This is a genomic window from Aeromonas sp. QDB31, assembly GCF_027707605.1.
GTDB lineage: Bacteria > Pseudomonadota > Gammaproteobacteria > Enterobacterales > Aeromonadaceae > Aeromonas > Aeromonas media.
Genome location: NZ_JAPCIX010000036.1, coordinates 1 through 24,532 on the forward strand (window position 1 = coordinate 1; position 24,532 = coordinate 24,532).

Annotated in this window: 26 protein-coding genes; 6 read left to right on the plus strand and 20 right to left on the minus strand. The window is 50.4% G+C overall.

Annotated features, from left to right (window positions below; translation table 11 throughout):
* Positions 1–50: 50 nt before the first annotated feature.
* Positions 51–950 (plus strand): efflux RND transporter permease subunit, encoded by a 900-nt coding sequence (locus PG898_RS20265; protein ID WP_199252952.1) that lies wholly within the window; start codon positions 51–53, stop codon positions 948–950.
* A gap of 107 nt (positions 951–1,057) precedes the next feature.
* Here PG898_RS20265 and PG898_RS20270 read toward each other — a convergent pair whose 3' ends face one another.
* The 10 genes from PG898_RS20270 to PG898_RS20315 form a co-directional block, all read right to left on the minus strand.
* Positions 1,058–1,501 (minus strand): TIR domain-containing protein, encoded by a 444-nt coding sequence (locus tag PG898_RS20270; RefSeq protein ID WP_049636952.1) that lies wholly within the window; start codon positions 1,499–1,501, stop codon positions 1,058–1,060.
* A gap of 11 nt (positions 1,502–1,512) precedes the next feature.
* Positions 1,513–2,946 (minus strand): SIR2 family protein, encoded by a 1,434-nt coding sequence (locus tag PG898_RS20275; RefSeq protein WP_049636951.1) that lies wholly within the window; start codon positions 2,944–2,946, stop codon positions 1,513–1,515.
* 27 nt (positions 2,947–2,973) lie between these two features.
* Positions 2,974–3,471, minus strand: a complete 498-nt coding sequence (locus PG898_RS20280) for a toll/interleukin-1 receptor domain-containing protein (RefSeq protein WP_049636950.1) — start codon at positions 3,469–3,471, stop codon at positions 2,974–2,976.
* 202 nt (positions 3,472–3,673) lie between these two features.
* A complete protein-coding gene (locus PG898_RS21275; protein ID WP_080988694.1) occupies positions 3,674–4,336 on the minus strand; it encodes a uracil-DNA glycosylase in 663 nt (220 codons plus the stop codon).
* Positions 4,333–5,448 carry a nucleoside triphosphate pyrophosphohydrolase family protein gene (locus PG898_RS20290; RefSeq protein WP_049636949.1) on the minus strand — a complete coding sequence of 372 codons (1,116 nt, stop codon included), beginning with the start codon at positions 5,446–5,448 and terminating at the stop codon, positions 4,333–4,335. Before PG898_RS20290 ends, PG898_RS21275 begins: the two co-directional genes overlap by 4 nt.
* A 3-nt stretch (positions 5,449–5,451) precedes the next feature.
* On the minus strand, positions 5,452–6,078 hold the full coding sequence (locus PG898_RS20295; RefSeq protein WP_080988693.1) for a hypothetical protein: 627 nt from the start codon (positions 6,076–6,078) through the stop codon (positions 5,452–5,454).
* Positions 6,078–6,527: a TIR domain-containing protein gene (locus PG898_RS20300; RefSeq protein WP_233265302.1), complete on the minus strand. Its 450-nt coding sequence runs from the start codon at positions 6,525–6,527 to the stop codon at positions 6,078–6,080. The genes PG898_RS20295 and PG898_RS20300 overlap by 1 nt, the downstream gene beginning before the upstream one ends.
* Before the next feature lie 531 nt (positions 6,528–7,058).
* The gene (locus PG898_RS20305; protein ID WP_049636947.1) at positions 7,059–7,604 is read right to left on the minus strand and encodes an NAD(P)H-dependent oxidoreductase; all 546 of its coding nucleotides are present in this window, start codon (positions 7,602–7,604) and stop codon (positions 7,059–7,061) included.
* 41 nt (positions 7,605–7,645) lie between these two features.
* Entirely contained in the window at positions 7,646–7,954 is a 309-nt protein-coding gene (locus PG898_RS20310) for a DUF1330 domain-containing protein (protein WP_049636946.1), read from the minus strand.
* 40 nt (positions 7,955–7,994) lie between these two features.
* Positions 7,995–9,053 (minus strand): aldo/keto reductase, encoded by a 1,059-nt coding sequence (locus PG898_RS20315; protein WP_247141373.1) that lies wholly within the window; start codon positions 9,051–9,053, stop codon positions 7,995–7,997.
* A 111-nt stretch (positions 9,054–9,164) separates the two neighbouring features.
* On the opposite strand from PG898_RS20315, the gene PG898_RS20320 reads away from it, so the two are divergent.
* Positions 9,165–10,124 carry a LysR family transcriptional regulator gene (locus PG898_RS20320; RefSeq protein ID WP_049636944.1) on the plus strand — a complete coding sequence of 320 codons (960 nt, stop codon included), beginning with the start codon at positions 9,165–9,167 and terminating at the stop codon, positions 10,122–10,124.
* A 159-nt stretch (positions 10,125–10,283) separates the two neighbouring features.
* On the opposite strand, the gene PG898_RS20325 is transcribed toward PG898_RS20320, so the two are convergent.
* The 4 genes from PG898_RS20325 to PG898_RS20340 form a co-directional block, all read right to left on the minus strand.
* On the minus strand, positions 10,284–11,345 hold the full coding sequence (locus tag PG898_RS20325) for an NAD(P)-dependent alcohol dehydrogenase (RefSeq protein ID WP_049636943.1): 1,062 nt from the start codon (positions 11,343–11,345) through the stop codon (positions 10,284–10,286).
* Positions 11,346–11,475: 130 nt separating this feature from the next.
* Positions 11,476–12,669: an MFS transporter gene (locus PG898_RS20330; protein ID WP_049636942.1), complete on the minus strand. Its 1,194-nt coding sequence runs from the start codon at positions 12,667–12,669 to the stop codon at positions 11,476–11,478.
* A 27-nt stretch (positions 12,670–12,696) separates the two neighbouring features.
* Positions 12,697–13,047, minus strand: coding sequence for a cyclophilin-like fold protein (locus PG898_RS20335; protein WP_049636941.1), 351 nt, complete (start codon positions 13,045–13,047; stop codon positions 12,697–12,699).
* A gap of 181 nt (positions 13,048–13,228) precedes the next feature.
* Positions 13,229–14,365 carry an alpha/beta hydrolase gene (locus tag PG898_RS20340; RefSeq protein WP_049636940.1) on the minus strand — a complete coding sequence of 379 codons (1,137 nt, stop codon included), beginning with the start codon at positions 14,363–14,365 and terminating at the stop codon, positions 13,229–13,231.
* 183 nt (positions 14,366–14,548) lie between these two features.
* On the opposite strand from PG898_RS20340, the gene PG898_RS20345 reads away from it, so the two are divergent.
* The 3 genes from PG898_RS20345 (at position 14,549) to PG898_RS20355 (ending at position 16,707) form a co-directional block, all read left to right on the plus strand.
* Positions 14,549–15,433 carry a LysR family transcriptional regulator gene (locus tag PG898_RS20345; protein WP_201985483.1) on the plus strand — a complete coding sequence of 295 codons (885 nt, stop codon included), beginning with the start codon at positions 14,549–14,551 and terminating at the stop codon, positions 15,431–15,433.
* A gap of 324 nt (positions 15,434–15,757) precedes the next feature.
* Positions 15,758–16,375 (plus strand): LacI family DNA-binding transcriptional regulator, encoded by a 618-nt coding sequence (locus PG898_RS20350; protein ID WP_049636838.1) that lies wholly within the window; start codon positions 15,758–15,760, stop codon positions 16,373–16,375.
* A gap of 80 nt (positions 16,376–16,455) precedes the next feature.
* Positions 16,456–16,707: a plasmid stabilization protein gene (locus PG898_RS20355; protein WP_049636831.1), complete on the plus strand. Its 252-nt coding sequence runs from the start codon at positions 16,456–16,458 to the stop codon at positions 16,705–16,707.
* A gap of 123 nt (positions 16,708–16,830) precedes the next feature.
* On the opposite strand, the gene PG898_RS20360 is transcribed toward PG898_RS20355, so the two are convergent.
* Both PG898_RS20360 and PG898_RS20365 read right to left on the minus strand, forming a co-directional pair.
* Positions 16,831–17,247: a helix-turn-helix domain-containing protein gene (locus PG898_RS20360; protein WP_049636832.1), complete on the minus strand. Its 417-nt coding sequence runs from the start codon at positions 17,245–17,247 to the stop codon at positions 16,831–16,833.
* A 700-nt stretch (positions 17,248–17,947) separates the two neighbouring features.
* Complete coding sequence (locus tag PG898_RS20365) at positions 17,948–18,154, minus strand: helix-turn-helix domain-containing protein (protein WP_049636833.1); 207 nt, start codon at positions 18,152–18,154, stop codon at positions 17,948–17,950.
* Positions 18,155–18,274: 120 nt separating this feature from the next.
* Between PG898_RS20365 and PG898_RS20370 the strand changes: the two genes are divergently transcribed.
* The gene (locus PG898_RS20370; protein WP_155418849.1) at positions 18,275–18,781 is read left to right on the plus strand and encodes a hypothetical protein; all 507 of its coding nucleotides are present in this window, start codon (positions 18,275–18,277) and stop codon (positions 18,779–18,781) included.
* A 108-nt stretch (positions 18,782–18,889) separates the two neighbouring features.
* Here the strand turns inward: PG898_RS20370 and PG898_RS20375 are convergent, their stop codons facing one another.
* From PG898_RS20375 to PG898_RS20390, 4 genes are all read right to left on the minus strand, one after another.
* The gene (locus PG898_RS20375; protein ID WP_155418850.1) at positions 18,890–19,342 is read right to left on the minus strand and encodes a hypothetical protein; all 453 of its coding nucleotides are present in this window, start codon (positions 19,340–19,342) and stop codon (positions 18,890–18,892) included.
* A complete protein-coding gene (locus PG898_RS20380) occupies positions 19,335–21,743 on the minus strand; it encodes a hypothetical protein (RefSeq protein ID WP_155418851.1) in 2,409 nt (802 codons plus the stop codon). Before PG898_RS20380 ends, PG898_RS20375 begins: the two co-directional genes overlap by 8 nt.
* The gene (locus PG898_RS20385) at positions 21,740–23,269 is read right to left on the minus strand and encodes a site-specific integrase (protein WP_080988660.1); all 1,530 of its coding nucleotides are present in this window, start codon (positions 23,267–23,269) and stop codon (positions 21,740–21,742) included. Before PG898_RS20385 ends, PG898_RS20380 begins: the two co-directional genes overlap by 4 nt.
* Positions 23,270–23,278: 9 nt before the next feature.
* The coding region (locus tag PG898_RS20390) for a hypothetical protein (RefSeq protein ID WP_442865822.1) at positions 23,279–24,532 on the minus strand (1,254 nt) is incomplete at its 5' end.

Consider the following 24,532-nt stretch of genomic DNA (forward strand, 5'->3'; position numbering starts at 1 on the left):
GAAAGCCTAGTCAAAGAGCTGTCACGAGAACACCGTTAGCTTAGCGTACGATTTTTTCCGAATTCTGCGGTTCCCCCTATGTCAACGATTTCAACCAATTCGGGCGTACCTACTCGGTGCGGGTGCAGGCAGATGCCACCTATCGCAGCCATGCCGATGATATCGGCAAACTGAAGGTGCGTTCGGTCTCGGGTGAGATGATCCCCCTGTCGGCCCTGATGAAGGTGGAGCACACTGTCGGTCCTGAGCGGGCGATGCGCTACAACGGTTTCCTTTCTGCCGATATCAGTGGCGGGCCGGCGCCTGGTTTCAGTTCGGGGCAGGCCAAGGCCGCCATCGAGCGGATCGCCGCCGAGACCTTGCCTCAGGGCATAGGTTTCGAGTGGACCGAACTCACCTATCAGGAGATCCTGGCTGGCAACTCGGCGCTGTGGGTTTTTCCACTTGCCATCCTGCTGGTGTTTCTGGTGCTGGCCGCCCAGTACGAGAGCCTGACGCTGCCGTTGGCCATTTTGCTCATAGTGCCGATGGGGCTACTCTCGGCCATGGTGGGGGTCTGGCTCTCTGGCGGGGACAACAACGTCTTCACCCAGATTGGGCTCATCGTACTGGTTGGACTCTCGGCCAAGAACGCCATTCTCATCGTGGAGTTTGCCCGTGAACTGGAGTTGGCTGGACGGGCGCCGTTGGCTGCCGCCATCGACGCCGCCAGGCTGCGGCTGCGGCCAATCTTGATGACCTCGTTGGCTTTTATCATGGGGGTGTTGCCCCTGGTGCTGGCAAGCGGTGCCGGCGCCGAGATGCGATCGGCCATGGGGGTGGCGGTTTTCTCCGGCATGATAGGGGTGACCCTGTTCGGTCTGTTCCTGACCCCGCTCTTCTATGTGCTGCTGCGGCGCCTCTCAGGCAATCGCCCGCTGGTGAGCCATGGGGAGCAGAACATGGAGTAGTCAGTCTGGTTGATGAGCAATGAACCTATACAAAGAGGCCCAATGGGCCTCTTTTGACTGGGAATACCACCGCCATATAATAGATGAACTAATCTGACTTAGAAGACTTATGACCGGCCTGCAGCCTTCGCCGCAGCCTCAACCCACTTCCCCAAGTTTTCACGGCCTTTTTGATTGTTCCACAAATAGTGGGTGGTGTTAGGGACACGAAGAGAGCAGCAGTTCGTGGTTTTTCCGTTGAGGTCTGCGATTTTGCTAATGTCGATGGTCAGGATACCATTGCCGCGCTCAATGCTTTTCTCGATCTCGTACTTCACCCATTTGCTCTTGTCAGTTGTTGCGCCAACCAGAACTACCGTGACACTCGTGCCGTGCAACTGATCGTCAATCCATTTCTTGATGGCTGTATCGCCCTTGCGCTCGACTTCTTCGAAATCAGCCTTATCGATAAACCCCACCTTGGTGTCAGAAGCGATGACGTTGCTATTCCGTACGTTCATTGCACGGTGCACGTCTTCGTACTGGAAGCTGAAAAATACCTTTCTTGCCATGTTGTTCGTCCTTAAAGGAGGGGCAGTAGGGAGAGGATGATGTCGTGAGCGCGCGCTAGATCAGTGTGTGGGGCACCCAGTTCTTGTAACAGTGGGGTGATCTTCTTGCCATGTTCGTGATTCGATTCATCGTATGCCTGAATCACCTCATTCCAAAGATCAGCTGAGATCGAGCCGGTAATGCCAACCGGAATGACGAATAGGCCATTGGCAACTGCAATCTCAAACTCTTCGCGCATACCGTTGGACGGCACCACAGCTCCTGTCTTGTCCAGCTTGTTGCCGAAAAGAAAGAGTGCAACACCGGCATGAGCGAGCATGTTGCGGCGGTACTCCGTCCAGAGCTCTGGCAATGGACGCTCGCCAGACTGGCTCTGGGGGAAGGGACGTAGGACTAGTTGATCGTTGTCGAGGCGACCACCGTTCATGATAGTTTGTTCAAGCACGCCGGTAATAACGGCACTACCAACCCCCAAGCCGAACCCGGAAATAACCCGGTACTGCGCCTTGCTGATAGCCTTACTCAGTTTGTAAACGAACTGCTCTGCCTCGGACTCGGTCCAGGGGCTGTAGTCATGAGCCGCGCCAGAGATAAAGATGGTTTTGCGTTTATGACGGTGCTCAATCTCTCGCAGAATGTCGGTGATCTCTGAGAACTCATCGACGTAGACGGCCTTGATCCCAACCCGTAGCAGCTCGTGTTTGAAGAGGTCTTCTTTGCGCTGGCGATACTCGAATTCGGCTTGCTCTTCTCCTTCCATTCTGCTTGCCTTGCGAAGGATGCAGTAGTGCTGGCGTTGATCTTGTGCGAACTGAATGCGGACTCGACTCAGGATGTACTCAAGGTTAGGATCGGTGAAGCTGAAACCCAGAAACAGGAAGGTCTTGGCGATCAGGTCACCGCTCAGTGCAGTTATGAACGGTTGCATCTTAACGTGGTAGCGTTCGTAGTCATCACGGATCAGTACGGCCTCAGACGCGTGATCGACGTCTCCATGCATTTTGTAAACCACTGCATCTCGTTTGGGACGGGTAGTTGCGAGCTGCTTGTTGGTGTACTTGACGTCCGGAACCTTCCCATTGCGCTCAAGCGAACTCTCGATAAGCTTGTCGTAATTGGTAGTCCAATATGTCTGGATCGGTAGCCTGGCTACGATTTCGTGATTTACAGTCGGCGCTACGCCGGATGAGAATTCGGTGACCAGCATCTGATTCAGCTTCGAGCGGTTGGTCGCATTAGCATTTGCATGATATTGTGCCAATGTCACCAGATCCCATTCTTTCTCGACATCGAGATCCAGATCGTCGGCGATCGGCTTCAGCAGCGACCTCCAATCCACATAGCCTGCAGCTCGGGAAAACCCCGCACCTGCAAAAATTGCCAGATTTCCTTCGGCCAGCTCTTTGGACAGATTGTCTATGAGCCGTAGATGTTCCTTTTTCATAATTTAGTCACTACTGGTAAGTTGGATTTAAAGAGTTCGCACCCACTTGCCATTGCCTTTAGTGTCAAAGAAAGCAAGACCAGCACCGCTAGCAGGCACATCGATTTTGTTATAGAGGTTCAGGTATTCGTTACCATAAAAATGGCCCTGGCTGTCCTGTGTGGGGACAATCGCGATGTGTTCATGGGACTTTTTTCCGTCCGCAAAACCGATTTCCCAAGGACACCAGCGCGATGCCATCGAATTCTGCGTCGCAAGAAAGAGGAACCAGTCGGCCCGTACAATGGCGGTTTTGATATTGAAGGCAGTCTTAGCGTCAGGCTTGTCGGGCATAGTTTGATCCTGCCAGTCGATGTAGACATCCCACCCTTGATTCTTCAGCAACTCCTGTAAGCCCAGAGCGAGCAGTGAGTCCTTATGGCTGTGGCTTAGAAAGGCTGTAGGTTGCCCAAATCGCTTGGCAAATTGCCCCTGCATGGGGCGGCGTTGACCTGCGTTAAGGAGGTCTGATTGGCGAACTGGCATAAGCAAGCCTCCCTAGCTTTTTGTAGGCAAGTAAATTGCCATCATTTAGCGTGTAACTCAGGTGCCTTTATCGAAAGACATTATTTCAACGGATTGGAGATATCACCGAACGATCCAGCGGGGGCAGCAGTGCGGTCTTTAAACACATTAATGACAACCCGTTGGACTGGATTGAAGTGGCGTTTGCTGGCTAAGCCTCTCCTCAAAACAACGACCCAGTTCTAAAAGAATGTCCGTAGAGTTCAGAGATTTGCTTCTGGAACTGAGTTTGCCCTCCATAGCTAGGGTGTCTCACGCAAATCACGGGTACAGAATCTGTGATGCGATGAGCCGCAGCGGCGGCATCGTTGCCGATGGCTACGATGCGAGATGGACGCAGCAAAACAATGAGCTGTTGGAGCAATTCTTCGCCAGCTTGCCTCTCGCGAGCATTGTGCTGCCGATTGGTGAAAGGATCTCCCGATTTATGCGGATGAAGAGGAAAGACGTTCCAGAGGAAGATCCGAGCATCAATGTGCTCCAGCATGCCCCATATGACCGCGGCGGTTCGTTCGGCTACAGCACTGCCTATCGTTGGCCGTTCGACAACCTGGTCGAGATTCCAACGTCTAGTATGCTGGCTTATGTGAATATCATCGGTCAGGGCTAATCCAGTGCGGCGGCCTCCGCGGTATCCGAGGTCTCGTCCGATCCATATCGCATCTACAGGGGTCTCGATTGCACGACGTAGCATAGCGGACAGGGCGACAGCACGGCGACGCGGTGCGTCGTGTCGATCATGAACTTCACAAAGATCCGAATATGGATTGAAACAGTCTTTAAACTGCAGCGAAGCGACTGCATCAACGAATGGGTGAATTTTCATTTATCAGACTCAAGTGGCATGTATTTGATAGTGCGTTCTATTCGATTACCAATGATCCAGCCACCTTGATTTTTCTTGAGTTGGCGGAAGACAGCGTAGCCGTCGAGGATTGCCTTTTCCCAGAGTTTCAGTGGACATTTCTCCACTTCGTAACCACTCACGAACTCGCTAATGGTCTTGAGAATTCCGAGTGAAACTTTTTCCTGGTTCTCGAAGAAATTCAATTCTTTGGCTCTGGAAAAAATCCAAGCGGTAAGTCCTTCTTCAACCACAATAGCCCGGCCACTGTCCTGCTCCTCATCGCATTTTGGATTGCTTTTTCTCTTGTGTTTGATCAATGCCCGTATCACCGGTGACCAATGCAAAATTGCAACATAGGCTAAATGGAAGACATCATGGAACCGGTAGTCATCGCGGTCGGCGATATTATCGGCCAATGGGTCTCCAATGAATACTCCGTTCCACTGGAGATAACTCTTGCCACTACCTCGTTGATTGACCCGGATTTTGAAGTCACGAGGTAGCTGTTCTTCAATGCTAAACTCACTGTCGAAATCAAGGCCAGCTAGATCTTCTACCTGTGGCTCCAAAAACGCACCGCGAACTTTTCGAAGATTGTCGCGAGCTACATCCGAAAACGCAAGTTCGGCCGCATGGATTGCATCCAGATAGGTTCGTGCGAAATCAATCAAAGCAGCTCGCGCGGGCGTGGTTCCCAGCAGGGCTGCTGCTGACTGCCCCAAGCGCACCAAGGTGGCATCCAACGAAGTAGCTGTGGTGACAGTATCTTCGGTGATGTCGCTTGCAGTGCCTACATTCTTGAAATCCCCGTGGCTCGCAGCTTCCGCGAAGATCTCTTCAAGAGGAATCTGCAGACGCCTACAGATCGCGGCTAAATACCAGAGGGTGTCGCCAAACTCTTCTTCTGCCGCCTTCTTAAAACCAGGGTAAGCAGTTCCCTCTCTAACACTCTTTTTGGCCGTAGCCATTATTCCGCCAACTTCTCCGTATAGACCTTGGAGAACAGGACTGAAGTCATTCGGGTTGAGTACGTCTGTGGCTGCAATCTCCGCAGCGTAATTCGAGAGCAAGAGGAAGCCTTCACTTTTCATTTGTTACCTGCGAAGAGTTAGCCATTCGAGTGGGGCGCCTTGATACCCCCTCACGTTAAAGCTGAGAATCCATTGTTCAAGGTTCGCGATCAGTTTCGCGTCGTCAAAAGTGGTTATGCCTATTCCTGTTTTGCATAGAGGACGATTTTGCTGGTCTTTCAGTGCCTCAGGAAACTTCGGACCCTTGCCTCCGAAATACACAAAGTCATTGCTGATCAGTACCCTGTTTACACCCGTATCACGGGTGACATGATCAGGGTTTAAAGTGCCATCATGAAGGGAGTGGAATGAGTCCCTTTGTTGCCAGGCATCGTCAGGTGCAGCCCTGAAATAGATATTGTCCCCACAACTCTGTTTCCGACTTCCATTGCGGTATGGCTTCTTGAATTCAAACCGTGGATCTTCTCCATATTCGTCAAATGTCATCACTTCGGTGACACGCATCGCATACACGAGATGCCCGCCACGTCGGGCGGTTTTATTATTGCTGCCACTGCCGACCACCCAATCACCGATGCCAGCGGATCGGCGGATATTGGGTTTGCAAGTCGCAAGCGTGCAATAACTATAGAAAGGATTTGGTGCAAAACCACTGTCGTATCGCACCACATAGGAATGAATGCGAGCCATCAGCAAGGATGCCGTTTGAGGGGAACCGGGTCACAGTCGCCACCGTCAGGTTTTTCCCATGAGTCCTTCCCGTTGATCGCGTCAATGATTGAATCGCCGTTCCACCCAACCAGAGCGTCTGCATATTCTTTCAGGGCTTCTGGGAGGTCGCATTCCTTCTCACCGTGTTCCCAAATACCAATAATGCGCTTTCCCTGTTTGGCCGCATACTCGATTTCCCAGTTCACCCAATCGCTATTCTTGGTCTGAGGAGAAACGTAGCATACGAACACACCAGCCCAGTTGATAGCGGGAGCAAGTATCTGGGTCTTTATGTAGTGCTCATCGGTCGCATTATTGAACTTTCCTGTATGGATGGAGGAATCCCTGATTTCCATCCCTTTCGGAGCCAACAGATCCTTTAGCTTCTGGAGTCCGAGATCGTCCTTATGGACATGGCTAATAAACATGTTCCTTTTCTCTGTCACCTATCACCTCCATTGTCTCCATGTGGGTCGAAGATCGTAACCGTGATTGTGTACGCTGTGGTAAGAAACCGAGTGATGTTCACCTTATCGCTTTTCTGGAACCCATGAATGAATACATAACAGGGCCCAACACGGGCTGATTGAAAATTTGAAATACAAAAACAGTTAAATTCGACTTCTAATTTAATATTTACAATTTTTTTGAGGTTGAATGCAACATTGAATCTCTATTGGTGTTTTTTCATAATTGAAAGCCCACACTCATAAAAGTCAATGTTAAATGTCTAGGCTAATATAACCTACCAAAAAACCACCATCTACCATTTTTAGTAGCATCACTTTGTCTGAATCGCCCCTACTTTCCTAGACACCTCAAGAGCCTCAAACTGAGGTCATTCAGGAGGCGCTATAAGCAAGCAGTAACGTCACTCGAGAGAAATCAGTGTCAAAAAAACAGCCGCATAGCGGCTGAAAGGCTGGCGTATCGCATCCTGCGGCACCAGTAGGCATCCGTTATGCGGGCTGTGCTGTCGTAAGCGGAGTAAGCAGGCAGTCGACAAATTCCCGTTGGAAATCTGCCAATTCGTCTTGGCTTTTCCCCATGGCTTCATAGAAGGCCAGTAGGTTGTTGTACTTCATGCCGACGTAGTAGGCGCTGGCCTTCATCGGAGTGAGAACCTCCTCCATGCTGCTCTTGATTAATCCGTCGGCCGAGTAGGTGAAAGCGGTCGCACCGGCGGTGACCACGACCTGCATCTCCTTGCCCTTGAGCGCTGAGCCGCTACCAAATGCCCAGCCGTAAGCCCATACGGCATTGAGGTAGGCCTTGAGCATGGGGGTCAGGTTGAACCAGTGAATTGGGAACAGAAACACGATGCGATCGGCTTGCTCGGCGGCCCGCTGCTCGGCGGCCACGTCAAAGCGGGAGAGATCACCGCCGTAGAGGTTCTCAAGGTTTCGTACGGTCACATCGTTTTGCTGTAAGGCTGCCTTTTGCAAGGCCATGATGGCATTGGACTGTTCGGGGTAGGGGTGGGAAACGATCACCAGAGTTTTCATAATGGGTCCTTAAAATGGGGTCAATGTAAGGGAAAGTAGGCTTAGACGTGGGCACTAGGTACCAACCCTTGGACCAGATAGGCGTGGCTTTCGGCCGCAGCATGGCGGTAGCCGATAATGGCCTGATAGTCGGGGGAGTTATGCCAGGCGTGAGCCTGCTCTGCGCTGGGGAACTCCAGAAGCACTGTCAGGCCGCGCGGTCCGGTTCCCTCCAGCACCTCACTCTTGCCGCCCAGCACCAGCAACTTGCCGCCATAGGGAGGATAGGTTTGGGCCACTTTCTCCTGATAAGGCTTCATACCTTCAGGGTTATGAATCACGACATCGACGATGAAATAGGCGTTGGCCATGGTGGTACTCCTGCGTTCAGTAAAGTTTGGACCCGGCCAATCAGGCCATGGGTTGTTCCCAGGCGCCGCGGGTATCAACTCCGGTCGCGTGAGCCAGCATTTCCAGTTGCTCCATCTCTGCATTGGTCAGTTGGATGGCGGCGGCCTGCGCCGCATCGGTGACGTGGTGCACCTTGGTGGCGCCAATGATCGGCAGAGTGCCTTTGGCAATGGCCCAGGCGATGGCAATTTGCGCTGCACTGGCGTGATAGCGGCTGCCAATCTCGGTCATAGCAGTGGTCAGGGTTTCGAGTTGCGGCAGCACCTTGTTGTAACTGGTTGCGCGGCCACTGCCTTCCGGGAGCGGATTCTGGCTGTTGTAACGGCCACTCAATGCCCCTTGCTCCAGCACCATGTAGGCGAAGAAGGTGATGTTGTTTTGTTTGCAATAATCGAGAATGCCGGCCTCTTCCGAAGAGCGATACAGCAGGCTGTAGTGGTTTTGTACGGCACTGATGGCAAAGCCTGCTGCTCCCAGGATCTCGTTGGCCCGTTTGATTTGCGCCAGATTGTGATTGGAGACGCCGACCCGCCTTATTTTCCCGCTTTTAAGCAGAGGGATCAGGCCCGGAGTCCACTTCTCCACATCGTGCGGATTGTGAATCCAGTAGAGATCGATGTAATCACCGCCCAAGCGCTGCAAGCTGCTCTCGAGCATGGCCGCCACGGGCGCCTCAGAGCGCTCGTCAGCGATTTGCGGCGTAAATTTGGTGGATAACACCAGCTCATTGCGGGTGTGCTGTTTGACCAGTTTGCCGAGGGAGGTTTCAGAGGTGCCCATCCCATAGACGGCAGCGGTGTCCCACAGGGTCAGACCTGTCTTTAAGGCAGTCTCAAATACGGCCTGCATCTGATCGTCGGTGAGGTGATTGCCAAAAACCTGATCGCCACCGGCAAAGCCGGCTCCCCAGGACCAAGTGCCCAGTGCAATGGGTGCCAATGTGTTCATGGATGTTCCTGTTTTAATCTGATGGTTCGATGACGTTTCGGGCTGTTCGGGAGGCAATCCCAGCGACAGCACTTCAGTGTCTGGCACCGGAGCCATCTCGTTGTTGAGCAACCGGATGGCATCGGTGTTGTTGCATTATTACTCGTAACATTGATAACCATAAGGTGTCTTATGGTTGATGGATTGGTAACCTAAGGTTATTGATTACAGTGGGAGCGAAAGATGGAGATTTCACAGCGGGTTCGCGCCATTTTGTCGTTTGTGCAGGCGGTGGATGCCGGCAGCTTTGCGGCGGCGGGCCGTGCGCTTGGCATCAGTTCGGCCGCAGTCAGCAAGAACGTGGCCAGCCTCGAGCAGGCGCTGGGTGTGCGCCTGATGAACCGCACCACCCGCACGTTGAACCTGACCGACGAGGGGGCTGTGTTTTTACGCCAGGCCCGGATCGCTCTGGAGGCACTCGATGCGGCCGTCGATGTGCTGGCCGAGCAACGGGTAGAGATCAGCGGCCATGTACGTATCTCTTGCAGCGCCGGCTTCGGGCGGGAGCACCTGCTGCCGGTGTTGCCTGCGCTACAACAACGCTATCCGGCGCTGACGGCCGAGGTCGATTTTGACGACCGGGTGATCGATCTGGTGCGCGATGGTTATGATTTGGCTCTCAGAGGTGGCCAGATTGTCGATTCTGCGCTGGTGTCGCGGCCCATCTGTCGCCTGCCGATGGCGCTGGTGGCCTCGCCCGATTATCTGGCTCGCGCCGGAGTGCCTGATACGCCCGAGGCGCTGCGGTCACACCGCCTGATTGTGCGCCGTTTTCTGGGGGGAAAGGCCTCGCCCTGGCAGTTTCGCGATGGGGAGGGGAACCAGACTGCGCTGGAACTGGATGGTGCCGTGCTGACCCTGTCGGCTCCCGAGGCATTGGTACAAGCCGCAGCGCTAGGCATGGGGGTTGCGCAGGTGGGTCTCCATACCGCCTGGCCCTACCTGCGTGATGGCCGGCTTAAGGCGCTGTTACCTGGCATCCACCATCCGGGCAACTACGAGATGGTGCTGCAATATCCGCACCGTGCCCTGATGGCGCCGCGTGTGCGCGCCACCATCGATCATCTGCTAGCTGTCTTTGCGAGCGATGCAGCGTTACATGTGCCGCTGCACGCACTGGAGGAGTATGCCTGTCGCCCATGAGTGTCTTGATGTGCACGCCTTCAAGGCGTGGGACAAGACATTTATAACGCTGCTCCAGCGGCCATCCGCGTGATACCCGGCGAGGTGGGAAGAACCAGGCGCAGCTTCTTGCTTGCACAAAAGAGGCCGGCCTTTGCTACGTTGGGCCGGCCTGCGGGATCAGGCTTGCGCCTTGAGGGTGGCCATGTCGATGACAAAGCGGTACTTCACGTCGCTTTTGAGCATGCGCTCGTAGGCGTCGTTGATATCCTCCATGGCGATGACTTCAACATCCGACACGATGTTGTGCTTACCGCAAAAATCGAGCATCTCTTGGGTGGCCGCGATGCCACCGATCATGGACGCCGCCACCGCTTTGCCGCCAATGACCATCGGCATGGTGTTGAGTGCTGGATCAAGCGGGCCAAGATAGCCCACCAGTACCAGTGACCCTTTGAAGCGCAGGGTCGGGATATAGGCGTTGATGTCGTGCACGTAGGGGACGGTGTCGACGATCAGGTGAAAGTGACCTGCCACCTGCGCCATCTGCGCAGCATCGGTCGAGATCACCACCCGATCGGCGCCGAGACGATAGGCATCCTCTTCCTTGCCGATGGAGCGGGTAAACAGCGTCACTTCCGCGCCCAGCGCCTTGGCCAGCTTGATAGCCATGTGCCCCAAACCACCCAGCCCTACGACGGCAACACGGCTGCCGGGACCGACCTGGGCGTTTTTGAGCGGTGACCAGGTGGTGATACCGGCACACAGCAGCGGCGCGGCCGCTCGCAACTCGAGGTTGTCGGGGATGCGCACCACAAACGACTCTTTGACCACTACCTTCTCGGCGTAGCCGCCCTGGGTCAGGCTGCCGTCGATGCGATCAGGCGCACCATAGGTGTAGGTTGCGCTGTCGCTGCAGTGCTGCTCATGGCCCTCGGTACAGGCATCGCAATGGCCGCAAGAGTCGACCATGCAGCCGACCCCGACCTGATCACCCACCTTGAATTTGCTGACCTGGCTGCCGACGGCCACCACTCGACCGATGATTTCATGACCCGGCACGATGGGATAGTGGGTCCAGCCCCAGTCATTGCGAGCTGTGTGCAGATCGGAGTGGCAGACGCCGCAATAAAGAATGTCGATCTCCACATCATCGGGGCGCGGTGTTCGGCGAGAGATGGGGTACAGTGCCAGAGGCGCCGTGGCCGAGGTGGCGGCATAGGCTTTGACGGACTTGATCATGATTGTCTCCTGTGAATCGGCATCGGATGCCGGCTTTTCTTGTTTTGGCCTGCTTGTGCCTCTGGGGGGCTAGGTGCAGGCTCGGTTGCACTGTGCGATGGCGAATGAATTTGCTAACGGATTGGTCAACTTACTGGTCAAGCGTGACGGGCCTGAGCCGGCTGCCATTGCCGACCACCAGGGAGGCGGCGGTCAGCAACAGGGCGCTGCCCATAAAGGTGGCGCTGATAGAGAAAGAGTCCAGCAACCAGCCTCCCAAGGCGGCCCCCAATGTGATGGATAGCTGAATGGCGGCGACCATCAGACCACCGCCGCTCTCTGGCGTGTCGGCGATGCCCTGGGTGATCCAGGCGGACCAGGCGACCGGAATGGCGGAGTTGAGCGTCCCCCAGAGGATCAGCATCAGGGCCACCCCCCAGAAGTGATGCGCCACCGTCAGCAGCGCCAAGGTGATGACGCCGAGCACCAGCGGCAACCAACGCAGCATCCGGTAGAGATGGCGGTGCAGCAGCAAGCTCACTGCCGTGGTGCCTGCAAAACCGGCCAGCCCCAGCGCCAGCAGCAGCGCCGAGAGTTGTGGCAGGTCGACCAGGGTGCGCGTCTCAAGGAAGGGGCGAAAATAGGTAAAGGCACTAAAGGCGCCGGCAAAGGTCAGCGTCACTCCTATGATGGCAATGACGACGTTGGGCCTTCGCATCAGGCGAAATGCGCTTTTCGGGCGCGCTTGGGAACGCATAGAAGGCAGGCAAAGTGCCATCCACATTAGATTGATCACTACTAGTGGCACCAGCAGCCAGAACACGCCCCGCCAGCCGATCAGCCCTCCAAGGTAACTCCCAATGGGGGCCGCAAAGGCGGTCGCGACCGCATTGCCGGTATACAGGATGCCTAACGCTTTGGGGACGGATTGGCTGCCGACCAAACGCATGATGGTGGCCGTTGCCAATGCCCAAAACCCGCCGATGACGATCCCGAGCAGAGCGCGTGCCACCATCAACACGGTAAAGTTGGGGCTAAGGGCGATCAGGATTAAAGAGGTCAGCATCACAACGGCCAGCCCCATGAGCACATGACGTCGGTCCAGCCTGTGAGAGAGGGGGGCGATCAGCAAACTGGTCGGGACGGCAAACAGGCCGGAGATGGCAATAGCAAGACCGGCCATGCCATTGCTGGCACCAAGATCGGTGGCGATCGGCGTCAGCAGGCTGACCGGCATAAACTCGGCGGCAATGAGCAGCGCCACACACAGGGACATGGCGGCAACCGCAGACCAGTGTTCGTTGACGACAGCGGGGGTATGTGATGATAACGATGTTGCGTTCATGGCATGACCTGAAAGTAAAACATGGGCTTATTCGATTGCTTCGATCGTGATGCTGGCGGCCGAGGTGGTGGTCAGGTGGGAGAGACCCGACTCAATGCGCCCCAACTTAATCAGTCCGGTCGAATAGCCAAAGTCCCGATAGAAGATCGCCAGGTTGCCCCATGGGGCGTAATAGGTGAGATCCCCCACGTTCGGGTCAATGCCCTTTGGGGCGCCCTGTGTGGTCAATTTGCGGGGCAGATAAGCAATCTTCTCGGTGTCGGCGTAATCCTCGAGGGACAGCGTCAGGGGGAGCATGGCAAAAAAGTCCCGGGCGCTGTGACTATCTTCCAGGGTGGCCGTGATGATCTGGCCGGCTATCGTCATCTTGATGTTCATACTATCTGCCTTGTTCTGAGCCTCAGTACTTGTAGCGGTTGCGGTGCTGGTCACCCCCAGCAACAGGGCCATCGCGCTGACAAACACTCCTCTGGTCATTGTTCTTTTCCCAATGCGGCGTGAAAGGTGGCGTCGAAACCAGTGAGAAAACGCGGCGAAGAGGCCGCCGCGTTTTCGACGCTTACTTCAGGTTGGTCTTGAAGAACTGCTCGAACTTGGCGAACGGGATCTTGCCAGCCTGGTTGTCATACAGGTCGACATGATTGGCGCCAGGCACAACGACCAGCTCTTTTTGCTTGCTGCCAACGGCCTTGAAGGCATCTTCGGCAAAGTAACGAGAGTGAGCCTGCTCACCGGTCACGATCAGGGTGGGAATGGATATTTCGCTTGCATAGCTCAGCAGCGGCATATTCATGAATGACAGCGGCATGGTAGTGGTCCAGGCCCCGTTGGAGTTCACCGAACGGGCATGGAAACCACGCTGTACACGGTAGTAATCGAAGAACTCCTTGAGTACCGGGTGCGGGTTTTCCGGCAGCACCTCTGGCAGGGTGCGGGCGGCAGCTGTGACATTTCCCTTGTCATCGACATAGAGGTCGTGATTGCTATGGGCATAGGTGCCACTTTCCGCGTCTTTCCAGCGTTGTTCATTCAGATATGCCAGCACGGCGCGGCGATCGGCGGTGGAATATCGATCCTTGCCATCGCCCACCCCATGCCCCATGGCCCGGCTCATGTCATACATCACGCTGGTTGCCACCGCCTTGATGCGGGTGTCGCCGGCGGCGGCATTGAGGGCCATGCCACCCCAGCCGCAAACCCCCAGCAGACCGATACGGTTGCGGTCGACCTCTTTTTGCAGGCCGAGAAAATCGACGGCGGCGCTGAAATCTTCGGTATTGATATCGGGCGAGGCCAGATCACGCGGCTGGCCGCCACTCTCACCGGTGTAAGAGGGGTCAAACGCCAGCGTGACAAAACCGCGCTCAGCCAGGGTCTGGGCATAGAGGCCGCTCGACTGCTCTTTTACGGCACCAAATGGACCGCTCAGGGCAATGGCCGCCAGCTTGGCGTCTCCCCGGTTTTTCGGCAGATAGAGGTCAGCCACCAGAGTGATGCCGTAACGGTTCTTGAAGGTGACCTTGCGATGATCGACCTTGTCGCTTTGGGCAAAGGTCTTGTCCCATTGGGTGACCATGGAGACAGGTTCAGTGGGGTTGGTGGTTTGGGCATGACTCAATGTAGAGACTCCGGTTAGTGCGGCGCCCAGCAGCAGGGCAGACGCGATAGCTGTCAGTTTTTTGGGGAGAACATTCATGGCAAAGTTCCTCGAAATTGGATTTCTGATGCGTAGTCCTGATGGTGGGGTGCTGGTTTTGTGACCCACGACACACATTCTAGTTAGAACAATTAATGATGATTAGAGGCGGTTTTTTGATAACATTAATACGTTTTTGTTCTTAATGTCGTAGCGGGTAGGAAACATAGTGGGGTGAACAGGATGACAGGCCGCGAGAATTACAACGATCTTTACGTCTTTATGTTGGTCGCTCGGGAAGGGAGTTTTACCAAGGCCGCCGCCAGGTTGGGGCTGGCCCAGTCCGGGGTCAGTCGTACGATTCGGGAGCTCGAGGCCAGGCTCGGGGTGCAACTTCTGATGCGCACCACCCGCAGCCTCTCCCTGACTCAGGTGGGTGAGCAGTTATACCGTACGGCGCTGGGTTGTTTTCAGTCCCTCGATGCGGGTCTGGCCACGCTCGCGCACTATCGTGATACCCCTTCAGGCACGGTACGGATCAACGCCAGCCAGCACGCCATCGATAAGGTGCTGCTGCCCAAACTGGCCATTTTCAGGCAGCGTTATCCCGATATTCGGCTGGAACTCATTAGTGAAAGTCGCTTCGTGAACATCATCGATGAGCGGTTTGATGCAGGCGTGCGACTTGGCGACGAGGTGGATGAGGGGATGGTGGCCGTTCGCATTACGCCCGATCTGGAGATGGTGATGGTGGCCACACCAGATCATTTTCTTCAATACGGATTTCCCCAGACGCCGGCCGATCTGGCGGGACATCCCTGTATCGCTTACCAGTTTGCCGATGGCAGCCTCTATCAATGGGAACTGTGGCAAGAGGGCAAGTCGATTAAGCATCGACCACAGGGGCAGTGGGTCTTCTCTGACAGTTACATGGAGGCGGCTGCCGCCAAAATGGGTCTGGGACTGGCCTATGTGCCAGAGGAATTGGTGAGCGATGAACTGGAGCGTGGCAGCTTAATACAGGTATTGAAACCCTATAGTCACCGTTTGGCTGGACAGTACATCTATTATCCTCACCGGAATGTCTCACCGGCATTAAGAGTGGTTATTGATGCATTAAAATTATGAAAATAGAAATCCAGTAAGTATAGAGATGGAGTTCACCTGACAACTGCATACAAAGTATGTGGTCATACAGGCTAAAAGCCTTCTGACAGCAATTAAAGATGCGGTAGTCATGTGTGAGCTTCGAATGGTAGGTACTTTACGGATCGCTTCAGCTAAACGCTCGATTAAAACCTAAACACCATCTCCTTGGCTGCAACACCACCAACCATCCCCCATCTTCACGGCAACAATAGCTCGTTACAACAGATTGATCAGGCAAGTGTCCGCCTCGTTGGGGGCATGGTAGGATGAAACCTGTTGTAAACCGGTTACCGGAATGAACCCATGGCCAATATTACTGATGTGTCGCGTCTAGCGAATGTGTCCAAAGCTACCGTATCTCGCGTCATGAGCGGTTCGCGCGGTGTGCGTGAAGAGAGTCGGCTGGCCGTGTTGCAGGCCGCCGAACAGCTGAATTTCCGACCCAATGCCACGGCGCGCTCCCTGGCGACCCAGGCGACGGATTGTGTGGGGATTATCCTATCTTCCCAGCTTGGCAATCGTCTGGCCTGCATGCTGCCGTTGCTGGAAAGGGCGTTGGCCAAGGCGGGCAAGAACATGCTGGTACGCTTTGCCGACGAGGCGCAACAGCAGCAGCTGGCGGTGGACGAACTGCTGGGCGGCCGTTGTGATGGTGTGCTGGTGCTCGGCGCCAAACAGTCTTTGGCACCGAATGAGCGCCTGGTCCAGCTTGATGGAGTGAGCGAGACGGACAATCTTAATCTCTGCTATGACCTAACGTTTGCTACCGAGAGCGCCTGTCGCTTCTTGCTTGGCAAGGGACATCGCCAACTGGTGTTGATGCTTGACGACAAGCTATCGCCTGCAGGAAAAAGTGCCATTCAAGGTTATCAACAGGCTTTGCAACAGCAATCCCTTCCCTACAACAGCCAACTGGTGTAGTGGTCGAATCATCTCGGACACCGTTTTAGGTGGTACAGTCGCCACCATTACCAGGTCGCTAAACCTACCGGGACTTGACTATGAGCTATCAGATCCTCTCTGCCACTGTGGCCAGTATTTTCGAACTGAAACGTAACCCGATGGGGACACTAAAGAAAGGTCATGGTTCAGCCGTTGCCATCCTCAACAACAATGAACCAGTCTTTTACTGTGTGCCACCAGAACTCTTTGCCTACTATGTCGAGCTGGCCGAAGATACCGAGCTAAACCGTATAGCTGATGAGCGAATCGTCTCACTCGACAGGGTCAGCATTTCGCTAGATGAACTATGACGTTCGTTCCTGTTAATCGCACTTAAGTTAGCTCATTGCGCTCGGAGTCGGTATGAATAGCCCCCCACTCAACGCTTTACACACCCACACTAGAGAAACCATTGATAACAACCCCACTTGCAATCAAAAGAACAGTGCCGGTGAAACTCCAAAGCGCTTGCTTAGCGCCTCGATATGTTGGCGAGTCAGTTTTTTGCCCTCGGCGCTATTGATAAGTTTGCTAACGTTGGACTTGGAGCCCAGCTCAGGCAGGTCAGTCAGCCCCAGACGGTACTGGATCATCAAAGTCTTCAAGACAGCAATGCCCGGCTCCACGCCTGCCAAAGCCTTGTTGAAGTCGGCGAAATCGTCAACCCCGTCTTCCCAACGTTCGATACTGGTTGCAAGTAACTCAATCAGTTGCTTATTGGTATCATAGTCAGCGACCAGCTCGTCCATCAGCTCAAGAGCTAGCTCATAATCATCCTGATTATGGATCTTGATGATATAGGGCACTTGGGCCAATGCTTCTCTAAGTTGAACCAGTGCAAGACTTAACATGATGATTACTCCTTGTTTCTCTGTTATTTATCGGCCAGCATGTCATATTCGGCATGGATGACAATATGTTTCACGTCCATGCGCTCATCCCCAAAATCAAGTAAAGCGAGCTAGCTTCCGCGACACACCGTGCCTGGCAGCATGGCCAGCGTTGTTTGGTGTCGATGCTTGGCTTCTTCGAGTACAGCTACGAGACTGGGGAAAGGCTGAGCGTTGGCGGATAAGTATGGTCAATGGCAAACCCTTTGCGGTTGCCGGTATCCGGCGAGCGTGGCAAGCAGTTCGAGGCTACACCTTTAGCTTCTGTCTGCTCACGATCAACGCCGACTCGCATCCGTTGTTGCGGAGGATGCAGAAGCCTGAGGACGAAAAGCGCAGTTTAGCTACGTGCCAAGGCTGGATTATGATGGGTGGCTGGGATGCCGGGATCCTGAGCTGGCGCGAGCCTACCTGATTCAGCAGACCGACGAGTTCGACGAGTTATTGGTGTGATTTCTGATGCCAATCAGACGCCAAGTCTGATTGGTTCTATAATGGCGCGCGTACCTAAAAACACCTGAAAAGTATTCGTATAGAATACTTTTCACAGCATCTAGTCAGACTAGATTTCGACTGTAAAAACAGAGTGTTATAAATATATTTGTATCGAAGTTTGTGTACGTAGCGTCAAACGTTACTCACGGTTGTACCGCGATTGATGTTATGGGAGGAGGTCGCGAATATCGCACTGAAGTACCTCTGAAAGGCGGTAAGCTTTCTCAAGCGTGATATTAACTGTTCCTCGTTCGATACGCCCCACATAACTCTGATCGATATCAGCGATTAAAGCGAGCTGTTCTTGGGTGATACCGAGATTAGTTCGTTTTTCACGCAACTTATTCCCAAATTTCTTCGCTATATCATGCATTTATCGCCTCTCTTGAGGCGAAAACTATCTCTGGTTGCTGAGCACAAATGAAGGGATTATAATCCCTATTTGTCGGGATTTTACTTACAATTTATGAGATCTGTGGGGGAGAACAAATCCATGTCAACGATTTATTTACCAACACCAATGTATACGGCCCTAGAAACCCAAGGGCTTGATTGTTTTTCAGTAGTCGAATGTTTAAAGGCAGGCTACGGAAATAACCATACCTCATATACAAATGCTGCAGGATATAATTATATTTACTTACAAATAAAAAAGTTGGTGGGGGAGGGGTATCTATTGAAAAAATATAGTGGGCGTAGAATTACATTTATCAAAACAAAAGAGTATTATGATTCAACCATAGAGGTATGCCATATTAAAGGATATGCAATGTCTCTTGGTAATGAAGATACACTACCACAGTTAAATAAAAGATATGGTCACTATGAGGGCTATATACAATCTCTACGAGGTGAGCAGGGTGAATATGATGAGCTAGTTAATTTATATCCACAGTATGAAGTGATTATTAACATTGCTTCTAGCCAGGTGCATGAAGAATTTAATTCCACCATGGGGAGGATTAGGGCAGTAAAAACCATTATTAAGGCCATATCATAAGGGGCTATGTTATGTACTATTAATATAGGGGAATTCATATCCGGATTTATTAATGTATTAAGTTTATTTAAATTCTATTTAACTAGTCTTTGCCCTGAGAAATAATGCTCACTTGTCTTTATCATGATTTTGCAGCTCCCTAATCAAGTAAGGACTCAAAAATCGCTCTATGTTTTTATGAAGACCTTCAGCCTTAATTGCTTGAATGACGTCTATAAGTACACGTGTATTTTGAATGACCATATTCCTAGCCTCTTCGACTTGTCCCCTTAGTGCGGCATTAGACCTTATTAATTCTGATCTACTTTTAGTCGCACCAGCACGGGCGCTTTCGCCAAGTGCTCCTTTGACCTCATTGAGCTGCATGGTTTTATAATGTTCAATTATATCTTTACGACTAGTTAGGGTGCTAATAGCTCCAGCGATAATCCCCTTCGCCTTTAGTCTTGAGTGTAAAGACTTGTTTGTTATTGGAGATGTATTATACCCCTCGCGAACCATTTGGCGTAATTCAGCTTCAATAGCCTCGTTAAGCTCGGCACCTGACATTTTATTACGCATTATTGGCCCCTTCAGCTTTCATATGTTCAATGGCGAAAAGCGTAGCTAACGTTTTAGGTTTTTTATGCTCATCTAGTTCAATTAGGTTGAGTTTTACTTTTGTAGATTCAATTTTATTTAAGTTTTCTCTTATTCTGAGTAGGTTACTAACTCTTGAGTGAAAGTCAGTGACTATTTCGTCATGTTCAATCTGATTTATATTTCCAGTCAATAGTAACTGTTTTATTCCTTTCATTTGTTTTTTCAGAATAGATTCTTTTTGAACAAGTTTACTCATATCATCAGCTCTGCCAATCATTGTAAAGTAGGGGCAAGATGAACCATCTTGGCATTTCATTGAGTAAGGGCATGACCAAGCTTGTAACTTTCGCATACAACTACCAAAGTCCAGGGGATGCAAATCAGCATGTCTATTTAGTAATTCATCCCTTGCTGTATCTGACTTCTCAATAGAAAAAGCTTCTCCAAGGCCAGCCATTAAGTCTAGAGAACTAGCTTCAAATACATTACTAAAGAATGCACTCGTGTCTTCTTTGGTTGTAAAGGAGTGAATGCTTTGTACTATTGCGTTCTCAAGCCTAAGATTCGGGTTGATTGATATCTCAGCACTTTCTTTAATAATATCTAGCGGGTTTGATAATGTATTGAGCTCATTATGAAATAAATCTAACTGCGTGCCAGTTGAGACTGCTTCACTTGCTAATGCTCTCTGCTCAATGGCTAGATGATGATATGCGGAATTTTGACTTATATCGACACGCCCCATCATAACCGCTTGTATGTGATCGGATACTCCTGCAATGGCCAGAAATGTATTAATGGTGTGTCTTGGTATGTGGGTTGTTAATGCAGGGAAATCACCACTCTCATCAATGAGGTTATATTTTTTGAAGAGCGACAAACCACCTTTCCCGTTGTTTGCGCCAACGAATTTAAGCATGTCATCCATACATATAGGAACGGGGAGGGGTTTTATTACTGATGACCTAGCTAGAGAGAGAGACCCTACAGGTGCAATAAAAAGTAAATCTTCAAAATTATGAGTTATATGGTTTCCTGTCAGTGAGTCTACAAAGCTATAGATAAACTCTGGATTTAATGCCTGAGTGGAAGATATCTTTTTCTTCAGAAAGCTATCGATACTTTCGGAGGTGTAAAAGAAGTCCTTTTGTCGACCATTAATCGTATCAACCCTTGATGGCTCGATGCCAAGTTTAGATAGTGATTTTTTTGCGTAATCTCTTTGTGAGGAAGCGCCTCTCGCTAGAGCGGTTGTCGAAAATGATTCTGAAATGTGAGTGACGATATCATGTAAAGATATTTCCAACTTTCCTTGAAGTTCAAATGGCAGAAGGGATGAGAAACTATTAACCCTACATTTTATAATATGCTCTCTTACCGGCGCTGTAAGTCTTATCGTGTCGTCAAAGATACTCTCAACTAAATCTATTGCCAATGGTTCAACCCAGTGAGTTCTGTGACCTGATTTTTTTTCACCCACGTAAACAATGCCAAGATAGTAATCTTTAAGACCCTTTTTTCTGAGAATTTTTGCCGCTTCAGCATCTGCAACTTCCAACCTCTTGAGCGAGCCCACTAAAATTCTCTCTAACTCACCGAATCGAAAGCCCGTAACCATTAGAAGCATTAGCATATTCAGCAATATTTTTTCACCGTCTGATGTGACCATGCCTCGTGCGGCGATAATATTCAAAAAGGTTTGTATAGTTATTAGTTTTTTACTTTCATCTTCATCGGTTTCTTCAGCATGTTTTGCATCATGGAATGCTTTTATCTTGGCGGCTTTAGCTGCGGCTGTGGATTTAGATGAAGGGCGTTTCTGGGTGACGGAAAAGATAACCGGGTTGAATGTGATGGCTAGTTGGGTTATGTACTTGCAAATTTTACTCATTGCTGTATGGCTATCAGCTTTGTTATTCAGGTTTGACATGGCGGAACAATGAGCCAGCATAGCCTGTGAAATGACTTTATCGCTAATGGAGTTGGCTGTCGGTTTTGACTCCCCATTAATAAACATGCGAATATAAATCCGCTTTAGCAATAAATTATCACGATTTAGCGCGGTTATTGAGATCTTATGATTACGTAGTTTAATTATAAAAACAATGAATGCTTTCATAAAGTCTCGATATTCACGATTAACTTCATGGTTTACATCAATTTCTTTCTCACCGTCAAGATAGATTCCCTTCCTAATACTGTATATATTCTTAAACTCCAAGCTGCCTGAACTGCTTCCAGAAAAAACACCCTTGTGTGTATTATCTGTACTCCAACTGTCATCTTCCCAGTCAAAACTAACATCCGATGCAATTCTTGCAAGAAAATATGCTTTGTGCTCTGCAATGAAAAGCGTCAAGTTCTCAACCTTATCTCTCATATCTTCAACTCTCCTTTGATGCGATTGATCACCATCTGCACCTCTCCTTTCATACTAGCGAGTATTTCCAGTGCTGGGTTCTTAACATTGCCCGATTTTTCACTTACCTCTAGGGTATCTAACAGTTCTTTATTTACACAGCTAAGTACAGCAAGATGTTTATCCATGTTGGTAAATGGTCTGAAATAAAAGCAACCATAACAGGAACGAACTTTCGCGAGATGACATGTATCATCTGGTCTTTGGCAACCACCGATTTTTATATGAAGTTGACCGCCGACAGTTCCAGAAACCGTTCTGCTTGACCATTCAGCCTCTTCGATAACATAACCTGTGAGCATCAAGTTGACCATATTCTGCCAGACTGGATTCTCCCCTAGAACCTTGCTCTTTAGCATAGCTAATTCAGGTGTGGCGGAAATATAGTAAGTCGCAGCTATTAATGAGCTATGGCCAAGCATATACGCAATTTCATCAGCACTAGCACCTGCCAGCGCTAATGAATGACCTACATTATGGCGAAAGTCATAGGTCGTTAACCGTGGCAGGATAATATCTCCTTTTGAGATTTTCAGTTTGGTTTCATGTGGCTGAATTGAATATAACACTCGTTGTAATGTGTCGTTCAAATATTGAACAAGATATTCATCTACAGGTATAAATCTATCATCAGATTTCAATCGTGATCGTTTTATGTATTCATCAATGAGCAGGCCGAGCTCACTAGGTAAAGCGATTTTAATTTTACTATTATTGATCGCGGTTTGTTTCGCATATGGCATGTTAAGACTATAGCGATAGAGAGAGGATGCATAATGGCTCGAATCAAGTTTAAAATCACCAGCTGTCAATTTGGAGAATTGAATTGGTCGCATTCCAGTGTAATAGGATAATCCAAATAATGTGAAATCAGTGACCTCATTATTTGATAATGCGGCCCTTTTATTACTGGCTGAAACAATGGAGCGAGCAATCATTCCTTTTAGCGGGGAGGGGAATGCATTCTCTAAGTCCTGATATTTAAGGAATGGATTTGCTGAGTTTGGTGTGGGAATAAGTATTAAACTATCCAATTTTTCAACTGGAAATTCTGGGAAATCGAGTTGGCATAAAAGTCTTAGCAACGCCTTTGTTGCAAAGTATATATCAGGGTTTTCTAAGAAATCACTCGAGCATAGTTTGTTTTTAAAACTTTCAAAAGTGAACTCTTTAAAATGGAAGGCTTGCTTGGTTGGGCCGAAATTTCGTCCACGGAGTGGACGGCCGCTATTAATGAATGATGCGGCGCAAAACTTTGCAAGTTTTGTCATTGAGGGTCCAATAATTTTGGAAAAGTCAAACACCTCTTTTTCCGCACCAATAACAAATCGCCACTTGTCGCTAGCAGTATCTGATATTGTTGAGTCAAATTGAGAGTCGGTTTGAATAGTTACACGCTCAGGAAGCTTCAGTTTTTCAATAAAAGCTATTTGCTCTGGAGATAATGTTGGCTCATCGCCAGTTACATACGCGCGTTCAGTAGACATCTTATCACCCTAAATGTTTGGTAACTCTTTCACAGCGAAAATGTTGAAAGCGCTATCCTCGAACATCGCCATGTTGATTTCGTTAGCATGCTCAGCAATAAAGCGTTCTGCATATCTGCTTGGCATTCGTGAACCTTCAGCCCAGCCCCCTTGTTTACGCAGCGCGTCTTTAGCAGATTCCATGATACCTTTTATATTTACGGCTCCCGCTTTAACAAATTTCCTCTCAAAATGCTGGTGCAGGAACTTTAGTTGCATATAGGCCCATGTATGACGAAGCATATGAGGGTGAACGTTCTCCAAGCATTCTGAGCTTCTGGGGGAGAAGTGTTCAGGGAATTTTTCTCTCATTGCGTCACTGGCATCAGTTATTATTTTATAGGCTGCCTTATAGGAGAGGGGAGAGCAATCACCGATTGAGGATGTAATAAGAAAGTTGTGGGATGAGCGCATCTCCACTTGAGCCATGAATGCAGTTATTATTTTATAGTCGTGAGCAGTTATTTTTAATTCCCTGATGCTTTGCTGTGTCTTGATCAATGGTTTATGTTTTCGTGGGTCAGCGCCATCGTTTAGATTGGCGACATACATATAGAATGCCGTTCCTGCCATATTAGATTTAAAAGATGTCCCACGGAGTAGGAGCACCTCACCAATCCTTAACCCGTATTGTGTTAAGAGCTTAACTAGAATGAGGTTTCTAAAGCTGGTATAGACTGATGGGAGTAGTTTTCCATCATTATCTTTTTCAGCAATTGTAGGCAGAGTAAATAGTGACACGAAATCTCTTAACTGCGCAAAGGTCAGGCTTTTATAAATGTTGGTGCTATGTTGTGCCTGAGAAATATACCTCGTGTATTTTCTCGAGTTGAGAATTAACATGGAATGCAGCGTTTTCCTATGAATGTCAATATCCAGTAAACTCTCAGTTATGTAATGCGCTGTGATGTACGTATCAATGAGCCAAGATATGAAGCGACAGACAGAGTGATATCTAGATGCGCAAGTTTTCATCTTTACTATAGAATCAATTTGGCGAGAATAGGGTAAGGGCGAGACGTTATTTGTATAGACTCGTGCATTAGCCAAAAATATCCAGAATCCGTCTAACTCTGAGATCATTTCCGATATCACCGAACCAGAAAACTCGCCTTTATACATCGAGTAGTCCAGGGTGCAACCAAACTTAGGGAAGGTGCGAACAAGTCCCTGATATGAGATCATGTTTGTCATCTGGAGCCATGGAACAGGGTTCATCATGAG

Excerpts from the sequence above, each read along its gene's own strand:
- PG898_RS20345 (WP_201985483.1), top strand. The coding sequence starts at position 14,549 with ATGACAGGCCGCGAGAATTACAACGATCTTTACGTCTTTATGTTGGTC.
- PG898_RS20355 (WP_049636831.1), top strand. The coding sequence starts at position 16,456 with ATGAGCTATCAGATCCTCTCTGCCACTGTGGCCAGTATTTTCGAACTG.
- PG898_RS20305 (WP_049636947.1), bottom strand. The coding sequence starts at position 7,604 with ATGAAAACTCTGGTGATCGTTTCCCACCCCTACCCCGAACAGTCCAAT.
- PG898_RS20370 (WP_155418849.1), top strand. The coding sequence starts at position 18,275 with ATGTCAACGATTTATTTACCAACACCAATGTATACGGCCCTAGAAACC.
- PG898_RS20375 (WP_155418850.1), bottom strand. The coding sequence starts at position 19,342 with ATGCGTAATAAAATGTCAGGTGCCGAGCTTAACGAGGCTATTGAAGCT.
- PG898_RS20350 (WP_049636838.1), top strand. The coding sequence starts at position 15,758 with ATGGCCAATATTACTGATGTGTCGCGTCTAGCGAATGTGTCCAAAGCT.
- PG898_RS20310 (WP_049636946.1), bottom strand. The coding sequence starts at position 7,954 with ATGGCCAACGCCTATTTCATCGTCGATGTCGTGATTCATAACCCTGAA.
- PG898_RS20325 (WP_049636943.1), bottom strand. The coding sequence starts at position 11,345 with ATGATCAAGTCCGTCAAAGCCTATGCCGCCACCTCGGCCACGGCGCCT.
- PG898_RS21275 (WP_080988694.1), bottom strand. The coding sequence starts at position 4,336 with ATGAAAATTCACCCATTCGTTGATGCAGTCGCTTCGCTGCAGTTTAAA.
- PG898_RS20360 (WP_049636832.1), bottom strand. The coding sequence starts at position 17,247 with ATGTTAAGTCTTGCACTGGTTCAACTTAGAGAAGCATTGGCCCAAGTG.
- PG898_RS20380 (WP_155418851.1), bottom strand. The coding sequence starts at position 21,743 with ATGAGAGATAAGGTTGAGAACTTGACGCTTTTCATTGCAGAGCACAAA.
- PG898_RS20275 (WP_049636951.1), bottom strand. The coding sequence starts at position 2,946 with ATGAAAAAGGAACATCTACGGCTCATAGACAATCTGTCCAAAGAGCTG.
- PG898_RS20290 (WP_049636949.1), bottom strand. The coding sequence starts at position 5,448 with ATGAAAAGTGAAGGCTTCCTCTTGCTCTCGAATTACGCTGCGGAGATT.
- PG898_RS20330 (WP_049636942.1), bottom strand. The coding sequence starts at position 12,669 with ATGAACGCAACATCGTTATCATCACATACCCCCGCTGTCGTCAACGAA.
- PG898_RS20300 (WP_233265302.1), bottom strand. The coding sequence starts at position 6,527 with ATGTTTATTAGCCATGTCCATAAGGACGATCTCGGACTCCAGAAGCTA.
- PG898_RS20295 (WP_080988693.1), bottom strand. The coding sequence starts at position 6,078 with ATGGCTCGCATTCATTCCTATGTGGTGCGATACGACAGTGGTTTTGCA.
- PG898_RS20270 (WP_049636952.1), bottom strand. The coding sequence starts at position 1,501 with ATGGCAAGAAAGGTATTTTTCAGCTTCCAGTACGAAGACGTGCACCGT.
- PG898_RS20365 (WP_049636833.1), bottom strand. The coding sequence starts at position 18,154 with ATGCATGATATAGCGAAGAAATTTGGGAATAAGTTGCGTGAAAAACGA.
- PG898_RS20280 (WP_049636950.1), bottom strand. The coding sequence starts at position 3,471 with ATGCCAGTTCGCCAATCAGACCTCCTTAACGCAGGTCAACGCCGCCCC.
- PG898_RS20340 (WP_049636940.1), bottom strand. The coding sequence starts at position 14,365 with ATGAATGTTCTCCCCAAAAAACTGACAGCTATCGCGTCTGCCCTGCTG.
- PG898_RS20320 (WP_049636944.1), top strand. The coding sequence starts at position 9,165 with ATGGAGATTTCACAGCGGGTTCGCGCCATTTTGTCGTTTGTGCAGGCG.
- PG898_RS20385 (WP_080988660.1), bottom strand. The coding sequence starts at position 23,269 with ATGTCTACTGAACGCGCGTATGTAACTGGCGATGAGCCAACATTATCT.
- PG898_RS20335 (WP_049636941.1), bottom strand. The coding sequence starts at position 13,047 with ATGAACATCAAGATGACGATAGCCGGCCAGATCATCACGGCCACCCTG.